Source organism: Arthrobacter subterraneus (genome assembly GCF_900099735.1).
Lineage (GTDB): Bacteria > Actinomycetota > Actinomycetes > Actinomycetales > Micrococcaceae > Arthrobacter_D > Arthrobacter_D subterraneus.
In genome coordinates, this window is the sequence record NZ_FNDT01000002.1 from 117,078 (window position 1) to 133,534 (window position 16,457).

12 protein-coding genes are annotated in these 16,457 nt (G+C 65.7%); 8 read left to right on the forward strand and 4 right to left on the reverse strand.

What is annotated here, in order from left to right:
* Positions 1–20 precede the first annotated feature (20 nt).
* The 4 genes from coaE (at position 21) to BLS52_RS03810 (ending at position 6,441) form a co-directional block, all read left to right on the forward strand.
* A complete protein-coding gene (coaE, locus tag BLS52_RS03795; RefSeq protein ID WP_090584834.1) occupies positions 21–1,241 on the forward strand; it encodes a dephospho-CoA kinase in 1,221 nt (406 codons plus the stop codon).
* 73 nt (positions 1,242–1,314) lie between these two features.
* On the forward strand, positions 1,315–3,402 hold the full coding sequence (uvrB, locus tag BLS52_RS03800; RefSeq protein WP_026543657.1) for an excinuclease ABC subunit UvrB: 2,088 nt from the start codon (positions 1,315–1,317) through the stop codon (positions 3,400–3,402).
* 3 nt (positions 3,403–3,405) lie between these two features.
* Complete coding sequence (locus tag BLS52_RS03805; protein WP_090584583.1) at positions 3,406–5,223, forward strand: alpha/beta hydrolase family protein; 1,818 nt, start codon at positions 3,406–3,408, stop codon at positions 5,221–5,223.
* A 183-nt stretch (positions 5,224–5,406) separates the two neighbouring features.
* Positions 5,407–6,441 carry a TerC family protein gene (locus BLS52_RS03810; RefSeq protein ID WP_090584584.1) on the forward strand — a complete coding sequence of 345 codons (1,035 nt, stop codon included), beginning with the start codon at positions 5,407–5,409 and terminating at the stop codon, positions 6,439–6,441.
* 72 nt (positions 6,442–6,513) lie between these two features.
* Here BLS52_RS03810 and BLS52_RS03815 read toward each other — a convergent pair whose 3' ends face one another.
* From BLS52_RS03815 to BLS52_RS03830, 4 genes are read right to left on the reverse strand one after another with little or no spacing between them, the layout of a single operon-like run.
* Entirely contained in the window at positions 6,514–7,785 is a 1,272-nt protein-coding gene (locus BLS52_RS03815) for an alpha/beta fold hydrolase (protein WP_090584585.1), read from the reverse strand.
* A gap of 26 nt (positions 7,786–7,811) precedes the next feature.
* Complete coding sequence (locus BLS52_RS03820) at positions 7,812–8,294, reverse strand: GNAT family N-acetyltransferase (RefSeq protein WP_090584586.1); 483 nt, start codon at positions 8,292–8,294, stop codon at positions 7,812–7,814.
* A 37-nt stretch (positions 8,295–8,331) separates the two neighbouring features.
* Positions 8,332–10,866, reverse strand: a complete 2,535-nt coding sequence (locus BLS52_RS03825; protein WP_090584587.1) for a DEAD/DEAH box helicase — start codon at positions 10,864–10,866, stop codon at positions 8,332–8,334.
* Positions 10,867–10,905: 39 nt separating this feature from the next.
* Positions 10,906–11,544: an MBL fold metallo-hydrolase gene (locus BLS52_RS03830; protein WP_090584836.1), complete on the reverse strand. Its 639-nt coding sequence runs from the start codon at positions 11,542–11,544 to the stop codon at positions 10,906–10,908.
* Between the two features lie 83 nt (positions 11,545–11,627).
* On the opposite strand from BLS52_RS03830, the gene BLS52_RS03835 reads away from it, so the two are divergent.
* From BLS52_RS03835 to BLS52_RS03850, 4 genes are all read left to right on the forward strand, one after another.
* Positions 11,628–12,005, forward strand: a complete 378-nt coding sequence (locus BLS52_RS03835; RefSeq protein WP_026543651.1) for a GntR family transcriptional regulator — start codon at positions 11,628–11,630, stop codon at positions 12,003–12,005.
* A 71-nt stretch (positions 12,006–12,076) separates the two neighbouring features.
* Positions 12,077–14,983: an excinuclease ABC subunit UvrA gene (uvrA, locus tag BLS52_RS03840; protein WP_090584588.1), complete on the forward strand. Its 2,907-nt coding sequence runs from the start codon at positions 12,077–12,079 to the stop codon at positions 14,981–14,983.
* Positions 14,984–15,046: 63 nt separating this feature from the next.
* Entirely contained in the window at positions 15,047–15,751 is a 705-nt protein-coding gene (locus BLS52_RS03845) for an HAD hydrolase-like protein (protein WP_245702683.1), read from the forward strand.
* Entirely contained in the window at positions 15,738–16,403 is a 666-nt protein-coding gene (locus BLS52_RS03850; RefSeq protein WP_090584590.1) for a lysophospholipid acyltransferase family protein, read from the forward strand. Before BLS52_RS03845 ends, BLS52_RS03850 begins: the two co-directional genes overlap by 14 nt.
* Positions 16,404–16,457: the final 54 nt, after the last annotated feature.

The following is a 16,457-nucleotide window of genomic DNA, read 5'->3' on the forward strand; positions in this document are numbered from 1 at the left end:
GCACCGGTAGCCTTGCACTCATGTTGAGGGTTGGATTGACGGGCGGGATCGCGGCGGGCAAGTCGCTGGCGGCATCGACGCTGCAGGAGCTCGGAGCCGTGGTGATCGATGCCGACCGGCTCGCCCGGGCGGTGGTGGAACCGGGCACCGACGGCCTGGAGGAGGTTGTCGCCGCTTTCGGGAACGGGGTGCTTCTCCCCGACGGATCGCTGGACCGGCCGGCGCTCGGTGACCGGATCTTCGCGGACCGGGATCTGCGCGCTGCCCTCAACGCAATCATCCACCCCCGGGTCCGGCGGGAGGCAGCGAAAGCGGAGGCGGCCGCCCGCGCAGCGTCTCCTGACGCCGTCGTCGTGCATGATATTCCGCTCCTCGTGGAGACCGGCCAGGAAGACAGTTTCCATCTTGTCGTTGTCATTGATGCTCCCACCACCCTGCGGGTGCGCCGTATGGTGGAACGCCGAGGGATGACCGAGCAGGAGGCGCAGGACCGCATCGGTGCGCAGGCAGATCCGGCCACGCGGAACGCAGGAGCCGACGTCGTGCTGGACAATGCCGGACAGCCCGGGGATCTGGTCGCGGCAGTGGCGGATCTGTGGGCTGCGCGCCTGCTTCCTTTCGCGCGCAATATCGGCCGGCGGCAGGCAGCGGAACGCCGCGGCGGGCCCGTCCTCGGCCGGAACGCGGACTGGCCGCGGCAGGCTGACCTCCTGGCCCGGCGGCTGGCGAAAATCGATCCCCGGGTGCTCGGCGTCGACCATATCGGCTCCACCGCCGTGCCCGGACTGCCCGCCAAGGATGTGCTGGACCTCCAGCTGACGGTCAGCTCACTCAGGGACGCCGACGATCTCGTCGATCAGCTGACTGCGGCGGGGTTCCCACGGCTTCCCGGGAACTGGCAGGACACACCGACCACGGAAACACCGGACGCGGAACAGTGGCAGAAACGGCTGCACTGCAACGCCGATCCCGGGCGTCCGGTAAACCTGCACGTCCGTGCGGCGGGCTCGCCGGGCTGGGAATTTGCGCTGGCATTCCGTGACTGGCTGCGGGCGAATCCGGAGATCGCCGCGGCGTATGCGGCGGAGAAAAAGCGTTGCGCGGACCTGCACCAGGAGGAGACCACCACGGCCGGCTACGCGGCCTGCAAGGAGGATTGGTTCACCTCGTTCGCGGCCCCCCGGCTGAGCACCTGGAGGAACGACGCCGGCTGGTCGCCGCAGCACCCACCTGCACCGTAGGAGACTTTCAGCCTCCAGCAAAGAGGACCGCTCGCGGACTGTGGCTGTCCGGGTGTGGCGGTAACGTAAGACTATGAGTCTTGCGCAGGAGATCAACCGTGTTGTCGCGCCTTTTGAGGTGATCAGCGAGTATCAGCCGGCCGGTGACCAGCCTACTGCCATCAAGGAACTCGCCGGGCGGATCAACGCCGGTGAAAAGGACGTGGTGCTGCTCGGCGCCACCGGTACCGGCAAGAGCGCAACCACGGCGTGGCTCATCGAGCAGGTACAGCGGCCCACGCTGGTGATGGTGCAGAACAAGACCCTCGCAGCACAGCTCGCCAACGAGTTCCGGGAACTGCTGCCCAACAACGCGGTGGAATACTTCGTCTCCTACTACGACTACTACCAGCCCGAAGCGTACGTGCCGCAGACCGATACCTTCATCGAGAAGGACTCCTCCATCAACGAGGAAGTGGAACGGCTCCGGCACTCGGCCACCAACGCACTCCTAACGCGGCGCGACGTCATCGTGGTCGCAACGGTTTCCTGCATCTACGGCCTCGGAACCCCGGAAGAGTATGTCGCCGCCATGGTGACCCTCCGGCAGGGCCAGGAGATGAACCGCGATGACCTGCTCCGGCAGTTCGTTGCCATGCAGTACGTCCGCAATGACATGGACTTCCACCGCGGAACGTTCCGCGTGCGCGGAGACACCGTGGAGATCATTCCCATGTATGAGGAGCTCGCGTTGCGCATCGAATTCTTCGGTGACGAGGTTGAGCGGATCTACACGCTTCATCCGCTCACCGGGGAGGTGGTGCGCGAGGAAACGGAAATGTACGTGTTCCCGGCTTCGCACTACGTGGCTGGCCCTGAACGCATGAGCCGTGCGATCACCCGGATCGAGGATGAGCTGCGGGAACGGCTGGAGGAGCTCGAATCGCAGAACAAGCTGGTTGAAGCCCAGCGGCTGCGGATGCGCACCACCTATGACCTCGAAATGATGCAGCAGATGGGTTTTTGTAACGGCATCGAGAACTACTCAAGGCATATCGACGGTCGGACCAGGGGCAGCGCACCGCACTGCCTGATCGATTATTTCCCCGACGATTTCCTGCTGGTGGTTGACGAGTCGCATGTGACCATCCCGCAGATCGGCGCCATGTACGAGGGGGACATGTCGCGCAAGCGCACCCTCGTGGATCACGGCTTCCGGCTGCCCTCCGCCATGGACAACCGGCCGCTGAAGTGGGATGAGTTCCTGGAGCGCATCGGCCAGACGGTCTACCTCTCGGCCACCCCGGGCAAATACGAGCTCAGCAAGTCCGATGGCTATGTCCAGCAGATCATCCGGCCCACCGGCCTGGTGGATCCGGAGGTCATCATCAAGCCCAGCAAGGGGCAGATTGATGACCTGCTGGGAGAAATCCAGACGCGCGTCGAGCGGAACGAGCGGGTCCTCGTCACCACCTTGACCAAGCGCATGGCGGAAGACCTCACGGGGTACCTGCTGGAGCACGGCGTCAAGGTCGAATACCTCCACTCCGACGTCGATACCCTGCGCCGCGTGGAGCTCCTTCGCGAACTCCGGATGGGAACCTTCGATGTCCTGGTGGGGATCAACCTGCTGAGGGAAGGCCTCGACCTGCCCGAGGTTTCCCTGGTCAGCATCCTGGATGCAGACAAGGAAGGGTTCCTCCGCAGTTCAACCTCACTGATCCAGACCATCGGCCGTGCCGCCCGAAACGTGTCGGGCCAGGTGCACATGTACGCGGACCGGATCACCGATTCCATGGCGAAGGCCATCGAGGAGACCAACCGCCGCCGGGACATCCAGATCGCCTTCAACAAGAAGAACGGCGTGGATCCGCAGCCGCTGCGCAAGCGCATCGCGGACATCACCGACACCCTGGCCAAGGAGGACGCAGACACGCGCGCGCTCCTCGAAAAAACAGCGAAGGCTTCCAGGGGCAAGGGTAAGGGCAAGGTCTCCGTGGTGCGGCGGGACGGACTCGCCGCGGTTCCTGCTGAGGACCTCACAGACCTGATCAGCCAGCTGACGGAGCAGATGCATGCTGCGGCAGAGGAGCTCCAGTTCGAGCTCGCTGCACGCCTTCGCGACGAGGTGAGCGACCTGAAAAAGGAGCTTCGGCAGATGCAGTCCGCCGGGCACGCCTGATCCATGGGCGAGCAGGGTGCTGCCCGCAGCAGGTCGTTCACCGAGATCCGGGTTCACGGCATCGGAGACCACGAGTACTACACGAGCCTCGGGCTGCCGGTTGAGAAACGGCTGAACGACTGGGTGCAGGTTGCCGCGCCGCCGCCGCTGCCGGATCACCGGTTGCGGATAGTGAACTGGTCCCGGTCCCGCCGCCTGAAGACAGGGTTCCTCTGGTACCTCGCTTTTCCTTTCACCCTGGCCAACGTCGCCGGGCGCATGGAGCCCGTGGGAGCCGGTTGGGCCCGGACGGCTGCCCTCCGGGCCGTCGTCGGATGCGTTGCAGCCGTCCTGACCCTCTCGCAGCTTGCCTGGCTGATCGTCCTGGGCGAAACTGTCCTGCGCTACCTGGACCTCCAGCCGGGCGTCCTGCGGGCTGTTCCGCTGGCTGCAGCGGCCCTGCTCACGGCCTGGCTGGTGCATCGTTACCGCACGGTGGTCAAACCCCAGTCGGGCCAGCACCGCCCGTACCTGCGGCCACTGGTCCACGGGGTGCTCGTCGTGTGCGCCGGTGCACTTCTCAGCCTCGCACCGCCCGCCCAGCTCCTCAATGACGGATGGCCGTCCACTCCGATGCCCGAAGGTGCGGCCCGACTGGATGCCATGGCCCTGTGGATAGCGCTGAGCACTGGCATTGCGTTCGCTGCGGCGCTCATCCTGTCGGTCTGCAGCGCCGGGTCCAACAGCGCCGGTTCCAGTGGCGCCGGTTCCGGCAGCGCCGGTCCCGGCAATCCGGCCGCGTGCGAGGGCCGCCGTGCGCCGCTCGCCGCAGCAGGTGTCCTGCTCGCCGTCGCCGTTCCCCTGATGCATGCGGTCACGGCGCTGGTCCGCATGGTCCTGGACAATCTGCTGGGTTACGTCACCGGTCTTTTCGGGTGGGTGCGCGCGCCGCAACCGCACTCCGGGATCCTCCTTCCCTATGACAACCCGGCCGATCCCGGGGACAGCCGGCTCGATCTCTTTCCCTTTCTTGCCCTCATCGCCGCGGCCGCCGCTCTCGTGGCCACCGCCGTCGTGCTGGCATCCCGCGCAGGCCCGGGGCTGCCGCCGCTTGGCAGCGGCAAGGCAGCGCGCGGCCGCTGGTGGCATCAGGCCTGCGCGGACGCGCCGCGCCTGTTGCCCCGCATCCTCCCGCTGGCCGTCAGCCTTGCGCTGGCGGCGATGGCGACGGCGGTTGTCCTCGGTGAGGGCAGGCTCGGCGGTCCGTGGCTCGCCCTGGCGATCCTGGTGCTGCAGATCACGGGCGGGGTGGTGGTGCTGGTGGTACTGCTCGGCCAGTTGCGGGCCCTGCGCGAGGTGCTCGGGAAGATCGCTGACGTCGCGGGCTTCTGGCCCGTGAGTGACCACCCGCTGGCCGGATCGTCCTACCGGGATGCAGCTCTTGCGGGAATCACCGAACTGGTGGACCGCCATGGCCGCGGGGAAGTGGCCCTGGTGGCGCACAGCCAGGGATCCGTGTTGTGCGCCTGGCTTGCCGCAGACGCTGGGACCGGCGCCCCGCGTCCGCACCTGGTCACCTCCGGATCACCGATCAGTTCGGTGTACGCACGGTTTTTTCCTGCTACCTTCTCACCGGAGCTGCTGGCCGCCGCCGCGGCGGGGTCGCGAAGCTGGACCAATTTCTGGAGGGATACCGACCCGGTCGGGTTTCCCATCGCCCAGGCCGAAAACCGGCACCTGCCGGATCCCCGTGCTGACGGAATCGTCCGCAGCCACAGCGACTACTGGACCGAACCGGCGATCATCGCGCACGTCGCCGCGCTTGCCCGGCGCCCGTCCTGACCGGCGGCTCATTTCCCCTGACCATCCCGCCGCGGGTACGATGGTGCGAACGTAGGGGAGTATCCTTCAGCGCTACGAACGTCAACACGCGGGCCGACGACGGCCGGCCGGGCGTAGCGGTCGCACCTTCCGGTTGCGTCGGAGAGACTTGCGAATCCCGTTGTACCTTCGAAAGGGTCCCCTGTGCTTGAACTGCCCGCTGCCTTTCAGATAGGCACCTTCGTCGTTCTGGGCCTCGTGCTCCTGTTCGACCTCCTCCTCGTCGTGAAGCGCCCGCACGAGCCCAGCATGAAGGAAGCCGGCTTGTGGGTCTCCTTCTACGTTGCGCTGGCGCTCGTTTTCGCGGGCATCATGTTCGCCGTCACAGGTCCGGAATTCGGCGGCCAGTTCGTCGCCGGCTGGGTCACCGAATACAGCCTGAGCATCGACAACCTGTTCGTCTTCATCATCATCATGGCCAGGTTCTCCGTGCCCAGGAAGTACCAGCAGGAAGTGCTGATGGTGGGCATCATCATCGCCCTGATCCTGCGCGGAATTTTCATCCTGCTCGGCGCTGCCCTGATCAGCAACTTCTCCTGGATCTTCTACATCTTCGGCGCCTTCCTGCTGTGGACCGCGTACCACCAGGCCAAGGATTCCGGTGAAGAGGAAGAGGAGAAAGAGAACAAGCTCATCGGCAGGCTGCGTAACGTGCTGCCGATGTCCGAGCACTACGACGGCAACAAGATCCGCACCGTGGTGGACGGCAAGAAGGTCTTCACTCCGATGATCATCGTGTTCATCACGATCGGACTGACTGACTTGTTGTTCGCCGTGGATTCAATTCCGGCGATCTTCGGACTGACCCAGAGCCCCTTCATTGTGTTCACGGCCAACCTGTTCGCTCTGATGGGCCTGCGCCAGCTCTACTTCCTCCTGGGTGGCCTGATGACCCGCCTGATCTTCCTGAAGCACGCTCTGTCAATCATCCTGGCCTTCATCGGCGTGAAGCTGATCCTGCATGCAATGCACGAGAATGAGCTGCCGTTCATCAACGGCGGCCAGCACATCGAGTGGGCGCCCGTGATCCCGACCTTCGCGTCGCTCGGCTTCATCGTCGCAACCATCGTTGTTGCTGTGATCGCCAGCCTGCTGAGCCCCGCCGGCAAGCAGGCAAAGATCGACGCCGAACTCGCGGCGGACGCCGAAAGCGCACGGACCGGCGGACCCGAGCACTGAACCTGACCCGACCGTCAGCGCGGAAGGCGCCGGCCCCTGCAGGGACCGGCGCCTTCCGGCGTTAAGGGAAGGTCAGGGGGTCATGGCGAGGAGGCGCGTGAAGATTGCCTCGCCGTCGTCATGGATGCCGTCATGGTGGAACTCCGAGGTTTCCCAGACCTGCAGGCCCCGAACCAGTGCCGCAGTCTCCAGGGAGAGGTCCCTGTCGACGTAGATGTCGTCGCTGTAGACCGCGGCGGCTGCAGGCACCGTGCTGGCGGCCAGGCGGTTCCTGTCATAGAGCGGCCCCCAGTCGTCCGCTGCTGCAAGGAGGTGGGCGGTCTCCTTCAGCGGCACCAGCGCGGGATCCTCGTCGAAATACCAGGGGTAGACCATTTCACCGGTCAGCAGCGGCTCGTCAGCGCCGGGCGCGAATTCAGGAAACTCCTCCAGCACCCGCCAGGCGGCCCAGTCGGACGCCCCGCCCTGGCAGTAGATGGACTCGTGCAGGAGCGCATAGAGCGGATTCGAGCGGCGGCTGACCACGCCCTGGAGCTGATCGAGGAAGGCGGGCGAGAGGCGGGGACTGCCTGATGTTTCGCTGAAGGCGTCCTCCAGCAGATAGTGGAGGGCGTCAATCCGTGTGTTGCCGCCGAGGAATGATCCGGCCATCTGGAACCGCTGCGCTGTGAGGCGTTCACCGCTCGGCAGGTACTCCTCCACCCGATCAAGGTGCCGCATGATGCCTGTGACCCTGGCCCGGTCCTCCGGGTAACGGGCGAAGTACTCGGCATTGCGTTCCGCGACGCGCGGGTAGGTGGCACGGTAGACCCGCTCCGGCGGACCCTCGAGGGGCGGCAGCCCGCCGGTGATGAGGGCGCGCTTGACCCCCTCGGGTGCGAAGGAGAGGTAGGAGAGCGTACAGAACCCGCCGAAGCTCTGCCCGAAGACGGTCCAGGGCTCCGATCCCAGTGCGGAACGGACCAGCTCAGCATCGGCAACAATGGAGTCCGCCCGGAAATGGCGGAGGTAGGCCGCCTGGTCAGCCGGGCCACCCCGCCCGGGCAGGGTTACCAGGTCCGCCGGACCCGAGAGTCCCGTCCCGCGTTGATCGAGCATCAGAATGCGGAAGCTCCGCGCGGCGGCCTTCATCCAGCCTGAGAGCTGGGTGACGCGGCTACCGCGCACGCCCGGTCCGCCCTGAAGAAACAGCAGCCACGGAAGCCGGGCTGCATCCTGCTCATCATGGTCCGTGGAACTGTACTCGCGGGCGAAGATCGAAAGGTGCGCCCCAGCCGGATCACGGTGATCCAGAGGCACCGTGAACCGGTGCGGCACCGTCCGCAGGCCGCGCATCACGCGCATCGGTCCGGGCCGATGCGCCGCCGGTCTCACGCCCCGGTTCCCGCGAACCCGGCCAGCGGCGCTCCGGACAGCCTGAAGGTGGTCCACTCCTCCTGCGGCCGGGCCCCGAGGCTGCGGTAGAACTGGATCGACGGTTCATTCCAATTCAGGACCGACCACTCGACCCGGGCGTACCCGCGCTCCGCGGCGATGCCGGCAAGCGTCTGCAGCAGGGCTTTGCCGTAACCGGCGCCGCGCGCTTCGGGGCGCACGTACAGATCCTCAAGGTAGATCCCGTGGACGCCTTCCCAGGTGGAGTAGTTCAGGAACCAGAGCGCAAAACCCTGAACGCCGCCGTCGTCCTCCGCCACGTGCGCAAAGATACGGGGATTTGAACCGAACAATGCCTCCTCAAGCCCTTCGGGCGTGTTGCGGACTGCGTCGGGTTCCTTCTCATAGACCGCGAGGTCGTGAATCAGCTGCAGAATGATGGGCACGTCGTCGCGACGGGCTTCACGGATGGCTTTCATGCGATCCAGCCTACTGCGCCGGCCCCTGCGGCAAGAGTCAGGGTCCGCCGACGGAGGTGACGGCAACAACGGGGAATCCCGCCTCGTCCGACGCGGCAAGGTCGACGACCGCGTTGATGCCCCAGTCCTGGTCACCGGACGGGTCCTTGAAGATCTGCCGAACCTCCCAGCGGCCCGGAAGCTGCCGGATGATCAGCAACGCGGGCCCTCGTGCGTCCGGACCGTCGTCGATGTCGTCATGGGCGTCGAAATACCCGTCGAGCGCCTCCGCCCAACGGTCCGCATCCCACCCGGAGGCTTCGTCCAGCCTGCCGAGCGCGGCATCGTCTTCCGCTGCGAAGAGCTGGACGCGCTGGAACATTTCATTGCGCACCATCACTCGGAAAGCGCGCTCATTGGACGTCACGGAGTCGGGCTCCGGCGGCAGATCGACAGACGCGGAATCCGATGACGCCGCCCCGGCTGCCAACTGCTCCCACTCATCGAGCAGGCTTGAGTCAACCTGGCGGATCATTTCACCGAGCCATTCGATAATGTCAGTGAGGTCCTCGCGAAGCGCATCTCTCGGGACAGTCTGACGCAGCGCCTTGAAACAGTCGGCGAGGTACCGCAGGAGGATGCCCTCCGACCGGGCGAGCGAGTAGAACGCAATGTACTCGCCGAAGTTCATCGCCCGTTCATACATGTCCCGCACAACGGACTTCGGGGTGAGTTCGAAGTCCCCGAGCCAGGGGGCTCCCGAGCGGTAGGTCTCAAATGCATGCTGCAGCAACTCCGCGAGCGGCTGCGGGTACGAGATTTCCTCGAGGTGCGCCATCCGCTGGTCATAGTCCAGACCGTCAGCCTTCATGGCGGCGATCGCCTCGCCGCGCGCCTTTTTCTCCTGGGCACTCAATACCTGCCGCGGCTTCTCGAGAGTTGCCTCGATGACGGAGACAACGTCGAGTGCGTAGGCCGGGCTTTCCGGGTCGAGAAGCTCCAGGCTGGCCAGGGCGAAGGGGGAGAGTGGCTGGTTCAGCGCGAAGTTGGCCTGCAGATGGACCCTGAGCCGCACCGTGCGCCCTTCCTCGTCCGGCTCCGGAAGCCGTTCCACGATTCCCGCCGCCACGAGCTCCCGGTAGATGCTGATCGCCCGGCGAAGGTGTGCGTACTGCCGCGCCGGCGGTTCATGGTTACTGCGCAACAGGTTCTGGACTGCGCGCAGCGGGTCACCCGGCCGCTCGAGCAGGTTCAGCAGCATCGAGTGGCTCACGGCGAAGCTTGACGCAAGCGGTTCCGGGGTGCCCTCCACCAGGCGGTCATAGGTGGGCCTGCCCCAGGAAACGAAACCCTGCGGCGGCTTCTTGCGCACCACCTGCCGCAGCTTCTTCTGGTCATCCCCGAACTTCGCGGTGGCCTTGGCCATCGCCCTGGTGTTCTCGACGACGTGGTCCGGCGCCTGCACCACGACGGTGCCGGAGGTGTCGTACCCCGCACGTCCCGCCCGCCCGGCGATCTGGTGGAACTCCCGTACATTGAGCAGGCGGGTGCGCACGCCGTCGTACTTGCTGAGGGCGGTCAGGAGCACGGTGCGGATGGGCACGTTGATGCCCACGCCGAGTGTGTCGGTGCCGCAGATGACTTTCAGGAGTCCTGCCTGCGCGAGTTGCTCCACCAGGCGCCGGTACTTCGGCAGCATGCCCGCGTGGTGGACACCGATTCCATGGCGGACCAGCCGGTTGAGGGTCTTGCCGAAGCCGGACGAGAACCGGAAGTGGGCAATGAGCGCCGCGATCCGGTCCTTCTCCTCCCGGGTGCAGACGTTGATGCTCATCAGGTTCTGGGCACGCTCGATGGCTTCAGCCTGGCTGAAGTGGACTACGTAGACGGGCGCCTGATGGGTGGACAGCAGCTCCTCGAGGGTCTCCTGGAGGGAATTCTCGGAGTAGTAGAAGTTGAGGGGGATCGGCCGGTCCCCGGAACTGACCAGCACTGTGGGACGGCCTGTCCGGTTCGTCAGGTCCTTCTCGAACCGCTCGACGTCGCCGAGCGTCGCGGACATCAGGAGGAACTGGGCCTGCGGCAGTTCCAGGAGCGGGACCTGCCAGGCCCAGCCGCGCTGGGGATCCGCGTAGAAATGGAACTCGTCCATGATGACTGTGCCGACCTCCGCGCGGTCACCTTCGCGCAGGGCAATGTTCGCCAGGATCTCCGCGGTACAGCAGATGATGGGAGCATCCTGGTTCACGGCAGAGTCACCGGTGACCATCCCGACGTTCTCAGCGCCGAAGACGGCACAGAGAGCGAAGAACTTCTCGGATACGAGCGCCTTGATCGGAGCGGTGTAGTAGCTCCGGCGCCCCTCGGCGATCGCGTGGAAATGCCCAGCGACCGCAACCAGCGACTTGCCTGAGCCTGTGGGGGTCGCGAGGATCACGTTGTTGCCGGACACGAGTTCCAGAACTGCCTCGTCCTGGGCCGGGTACAGGGTGATTCCCGTGTCGGCAGACCACGAATGGAAGGCGGTATAGACGGCGTCGGGATCGGGCGCGCCCGGCCGCTCGGTGTGGGGGAGATGCTCCTGGATGCTCATGTCCTCCCAGCCTATCCGCTGGAGCGGCGGACGCTCAGCTCACCAGCCGCGGGACCGCCACTCGGGCAGGGAGGGGCGTTCCGCACCCAGCGTGGTGGATTTGCCGTGTCCCGGATGCACAACGGTGTCGTCACCGAACCTGTCGAAAATCCGTTCGACGACGTCGTTGTACAGGGATTCGAACCGGGCGGCGTCCCCGCCGGTATTGCCGAGTCCTCCCGGAAAGAGCGAGTCGCCGGTGAACAGGTGCGCGGGGCCGCCGGGATCCCGGTAGGCCAGGGCGATGGAGCCGGGGGTGTGGCCGCGCAGCGCAATGGCTTCCAGGCTGAAGCCCTCGAAATCCTCGACATCGCCGTCGGAGAGCGGCACATCGGTGGGCACCGGGATGTCCCCGATGTCCTCGCGGCCCGCCGCGGTGCGCGCGCCCGTGGCCCTGACGATGTCCGCCAGCGCACGCACGTGGTCCCAGTGGGAGTGGGTTGTCACAACGAGGGCGAGCTTTGCCGGTACCCCGGCGTCCGCCGCCCCGTCGGCGAGCAGCCGCAGAATGCCCGCGGCGTCATCGGCCGCGTCAATGAGCACCTGGGCACCCGTGGCTTTCGCCGTGATGAGGTAGACGTTGTTATCCATCTCGCTGACCGGGATACTGCGGATGGTCACCTCGGAAAGATCATGCATGGTTGCCACTCTAGTGCCGATGGTGATGCAACATACTGCGTGGCAGAATGTGAGCACCCGTCCACCGTCGTCCAGGAGCGCCCGTGAATTCTGATGTATCGGCGTGGCTGCGGATCGACGCCAACAGTTCGGTGCCGCCGTACGAGCAGCTGCGCGTCCAGATCCTGGATGCCGCCAATGACGGCTCCCTTCCCGTCGGTACCCGCCTTCCCCCGGTCCGAACGCTTGCCGGCCACCTGGGCGTGGCCGTGAATACCGTAGCCAGGGCGTACCGGGAACTGGAGCAGGCGCATATTGTTGTGACGCGCTCGCGTGCTGGAACCGTCGTTGCCGCCGCCGGTGACGAGGCGCGCCGCAAGGCCGCGGAGGGGGCGGCCGAGTACGCCCGGCTCATCAAGGCGAACGGCCTGACCGAGGAGGAAGCGGTGTCCTACCTGCGCGCGGCTCTGCGCCGTCGGTGAACATTCTCCGCGACACGCCGGGAATACCCGCATTCGAATAAATGTTCGAGAGAAGTTTCCTCTAAAGTGAAATGGTGTCTATAGCAACCTCCGTGGATTCCGGCCTCTCCTTCCCTGACAAGATGCCGCAGGACCTGTCCCGGCTCATCGTCAAGGGCGCCCGGGAACACAACCTGCGCAACATTGACCTGGACCTGCCGCGGGATGCCATGATCGTCTTCACCGGCCTGTCAGGATCCGGCAAGTCCTCCCTGGCCTTCGACACCATCTTCGCCGAGGGCCAGCGCCGGTACGTGGAGTCGCTCTCCGCCTACGCCCGGCAATTCCTGGGGCAGGTGGACAAGCCGGACGTCGATTTCATCGAGGGCCTGTCTCCTGCGGTGTCGATCGACCAGAAGTCCACCAGCAAGAACCCCCGCTCCACTGTCGGAACCATCACGGAGATCTATGACTACATGCGCCTCCTGTGGGCGCGCGTAGGCAGGCCCCACTGCCCGGTGTGCGGGGAGGCGGTAACCAAGCAGACTCCCCAGCAGATCGTCGACCAGCTGATGGAACTCGACGAAGGCACGCGCTTCCAGGTACTTGCCCCGGTGGTGCGGGGGCGGAAAGGCGAGTTCGTCGATCTCTTCCAGGACCTCGCGTCGAAGGGCTACTCCCGGGCACGGGTCGACGGTGAGCTGATTCAGCTGACGGATCCGCCGAAGCTCGGCAAACAGTACAAGCACACCATCGAGGTTGTCGTTGACCGCCTTGCCAATAAGGCAGGCGTCCGGCAGCGCCTCACCGATTCGATCGAAACGGCGCTCACGCTTGCCGAGGGGCGTGTCCTGGCTGATTTTGTCGACCTCGACTCCGGGGACCCGCACCGACTGAGGGCCTTTTCCGAAAACCTGGCCTGTCCCAACGAACACCCGCTTGCCATTGACGAGATCGAACCGCGGTCCTTCTCGTTCAACAATCCCTTCGGCGCCTGCCCTGCCTGCACGGGTATCGGAACCAAGCTCGAGGTGGACGAGGAACTGGTCGTTCCGAACCCCGATCTCTCGCTCCGGGAGGGCGCCATTGCGCCCTGGGCGCTCGGCACGGCCACGCTGGAGTACTGGACCCGACTGCTCGAGGGACTGTCGAAAGAACTCAACTTCTCCATGGATTCACCCTGGAAGAAGCTGCCTGCGCATGCCCGCGATGCGGCCCTGTACGGCAAGGACCACAAAGTGGTGGTGCAGTACCGCAACCGGTTCGGCCGCGAGCGGAAGTACAGCACCGGGTTCGAGGGTGCCGTCCAGTACATCCACCGCAAGCACCTCGAGACGGAATCCGATTACGCCCGGGACCGCTACGAGGAATACATGCGCCAGGTCCCGTGCCCGGAATGCGGGGGAGCGAGGCTCAACCCGGCGTCGTTGTCCGTCCTGATCAACGGGCGGTCCATCGCCGAGGTCGCAGCAATGCCCATGCGGGACTGCAGCGACTTCCTGAACAACCTTGTCCTCACCGGACGCGAGGCGCAGATCGCATCCCAGGTTCTCAAGGAGATCCAGGCAAGGCTCCGCTTCCTGCTGGACGTCGGGCTCGAGTACCTGAATCTTGAACGGGCGGCGGGCACCCTCTCCGGCGGGGAGGCGCAGCGCATCCGGCTCGCCACGCAGATCGGATCCGGCCTGGTGGGCGTGCTGTATGTCCTTGACGAACCCTCCATCGGGCTCCACCAGCGTGACAACCGGCGACTCATTGAAACCCTGACCAGGCTGCGGAACCTGGGCAACACCCTGATCGTCGTTGAACATGACGAAGACACCATCAACGAGGCCGACTGGATCGTCGACATCGGACCTGGGGCCGGCGAACACGGAGGGCAGGTTGTCCACTCCGGTTCCCTGGAGGATCTCCTGAGAAATGAACAGTCCATCACGGGGGACTACCTCTCCGGGCGGCGCCGGATCGATCCGCCGGCCAAGCGCCGGAAGATCGACCGCTCCCGGCAACTGAAGGTCGTAGGCGCCCGGGAGCATAACCTGAAGGGCGTCGACGTCACCTTCCCGCTGGGCGTACTCACCGCCGTGACGGGCGTCAGCGGCTCCGGGAAATCCACCCTGGTCAATGAAATCCTGTACAAGGTCCTGGCCAACAAGCTCAACGGCGCCAAGCAGGTAGCCGGACGCCACCGCCGGATCGACGGACTGCAGCATCTGGACAAGGTCATCCACGTGGACCAGGGCCCGATCGGCAGGACCCCGCGGTCGAATCCCGCCACCTACACCGGCGTCTTCGACAATATCCGCAAGCTGTTCGCTGAAACCACGGAAGCAAAGGTGCGCGGCTACCTTCCCGGCAGGTTCTCCTTCAACGTCAAGGGCGGCCGCTGCGAGGCATGCTCGGGAGACGGCACGCTGAAGATCGAAATGAACTTCCTGCCGGATGTCTACGTGCCGTGCGAAGTGTGCCATGGCGCGCGGTACAACCGGGAAACCCTTGAGGTCCACTACAAGGGCAAGACAATCGCCGACGTCCTCGATATGCCGATCGAGGAGGCCGCCGAGTTTTTCGCTGCCTTCGCGCCGATCGCACGCCACCTGACCACGCTGGTCGACGTCGGCCTCGGCTATGTGCGTCTCGGACAGCCAGCCACTACCCTCTCGGGCGGCGAGGCACAGCGCGTGAAGCTCGCCAGCGAGCTGCAGAAACGGTCAAACGGTCGCAGCGTCTACGTCCTGGACGAGCCCACCACCGGCCTGCACTTCGAAGATATCCGCAAGCTGCTGCAGGTACTGCAGGGGCTCGTGGACAAGGGGAATACCGTCATCACCATCGAACACAACCTGGACGTCATCAAGAGCGCGGATTGGGTGATCGACCTCGGGCCCGATGGCGGCTCGGGCGGCGGCGAGATTGTTGCCACCGGCACACCGGAGCAGGTCGCCGTCGCGGAGGGAAGCCACACCGGCACCTTCCTCGCCGAGGTCCTCAAGCCCTAGGGCTTATATTCCCCTTTTGGAATGCAATTTCGGGGGCGGCCGGTGCTATGGGAAACTTGCCCGGTGAAGAATACGCGGCTCCTCGTCCTGTTTGACCTGGATGGCACCCTGGTGGACCCGGCAGGAGCTATCACCGGCGGGATCGCAGGTGCGCTGCGTACGGTGGGGCTGACGGTTCCCGCTCCCGGGGACATGCGGCGGATGGTCGGGCCCGCGCTGGTCCGGTCGTTGACGGATATCGCCCGGGTTCCACAGGACCGGGTTGACGAGGTCATCGCGGTGTATCGGGCGGGTTATCGTGCACGCGGCATGCAGGAGAGCCGGCCCTACCCCGGGATTGCGGACACTGTGCTCTCGCTCAGCGACCTCGGCCACACTGTTGCCGTCGCCACCCAGAAACCCCAGCGCCTGGCCCGGGAACTTCTCGACGTGCAGGGCATGACTGCACTGTTCGCCTCGATCCACGGAGCGCCGGATGACGAACTGGCCGCGGCGCTGCTCGACGGAAAGCGGACAATCATTGCTGCGGCCCTGGCTCAGCATGCGGGCCGCTATGAGCGCGCCGTGATGGTCGGCGACCGCTCGCACGACATTGAGGGGGCCGCTGCAAACGGCCTTGAGTGCGTCGCGGTGGACTGGGGGTTCGGCAGCGCGGAGGAGTTTGACCGTACCCGGCCCGCCGCCGTCGTATCTTCGGCAGGAGCGCTGCTTGACCGACTGCTCGCGTATGCCGAGCCCGTCCCGGCGGTGACGCATGGGCGTCTATGACCTGACGCGCAGCAGCACCCGCGGACTGATCGCGGGGCTCTGCCGGCCGACCGTCGTCGGGCTCGAAAATGTGCCGCCGAGCGGCGGGTTCATCGTTGCTCCGAATCACCTGTCGTTTCTCGACAGCGTGCTGGTGCAGGCGCTCATGCCGCGCCCTGTCGCGTTCTTCGCCAAGGCCGAGTACTTCACCGGGACCGGTGTGAAGGGCGCTCTCATGCGTTCGTTCTTCGAGGGAGTCGGATCCATCCCCGTGCAGCGCGGCCAGCAGGCGGCCAGCGTGCAGGCGCTCAAGACCCTGCTCGAAATGCTGGAGGCGGGGGACGGCGTCGGCATTTATCCCGAAGGGACCAGGTCACGTGACGGGCTGCTGTACCGGGGGCGGACCGGCGTTGGTTGGCTTGCCCTGACTACCGGAGCGCCGGTGGTTCCGGTCGGACTGCTCGGCACGGACCGGTTGCAGCCCGCGGGCAGCCGCTGGATCAGGCCGCAGCACTTCACCATGAAGATCGGTGAACCGCTGTATTTCGAGCGGACCGGCCCCGACCACTCGCTGCCGGCGCGCAGGCAGGCAACCGACACCATCATGGACGCCATAGCCGCGCTGACCGGCCAGGACCGGGCGGCGGGCTACAACAAGGGCCCCACCGAATAACCACCCTTCCGGCCGGCGCAGCGGTGCGGGGTGGGCGCGCGTCCACCGGTAGGA

Bases quoted from the DNA above. Each gene is read 5' to 3' on its own strand.
- BLS52_RS03815 (WP_090584585.1), bottom strand. From the start codon at position 7,785: ATGCGCGTGATGCGCGGCCTGCGGACGGTGCCGCACCGGTTCACGGTG.
- uvrA (WP_090584588.1), top strand. From the start codon at position 12,077: ATGGTGTCTATAGCAACCTCCGTGGATTCCGGCCTCTCCTTCCCTGAC.
- coaE (WP_090584834.1), top strand. From the start codon at position 21: ATGTTGAGGGTTGGATTGACGGGCGGGATCGCGGCGGGCAAGTCGCTG.
- BLS52_RS03820 (WP_090584586.1), bottom strand. From the start codon at position 8,294: ATGAAAGCCATCCGTGAAGCCCGTCGCGACGACGTGCCCATCATTCTG.
- uvrB (WP_026543657.1), top strand. From the start codon at position 1,315: ATGAGTCTTGCGCAGGAGATCAACCGTGTTGTCGCGCCTTTTGAGGTG.
- BLS52_RS03830 (WP_090584836.1), bottom strand. From the start codon at position 11,544: ATGCATGATCTTTCCGAGGTGACCATCCGCAGTATCCCGGTCAGCGAG.
- BLS52_RS03805 (WP_090584583.1), top strand. From the start codon at position 3,406: ATGGGCGAGCAGGGTGCTGCCCGCAGCAGGTCGTTCACCGAGATCCGG.
- BLS52_RS03850 (WP_090584590.1), top strand. From the start codon at position 15,738: ATGGGCGTCTATGACCTGACGCGCAGCAGCACCCGCGGACTGATCGCG.
- BLS52_RS03825 (WP_090584587.1), bottom strand. From the start codon at position 10,866: ATGAGCATCCAGGAGCATCTCCCCCACACCGAGCGGCCGGGCGCGCCC.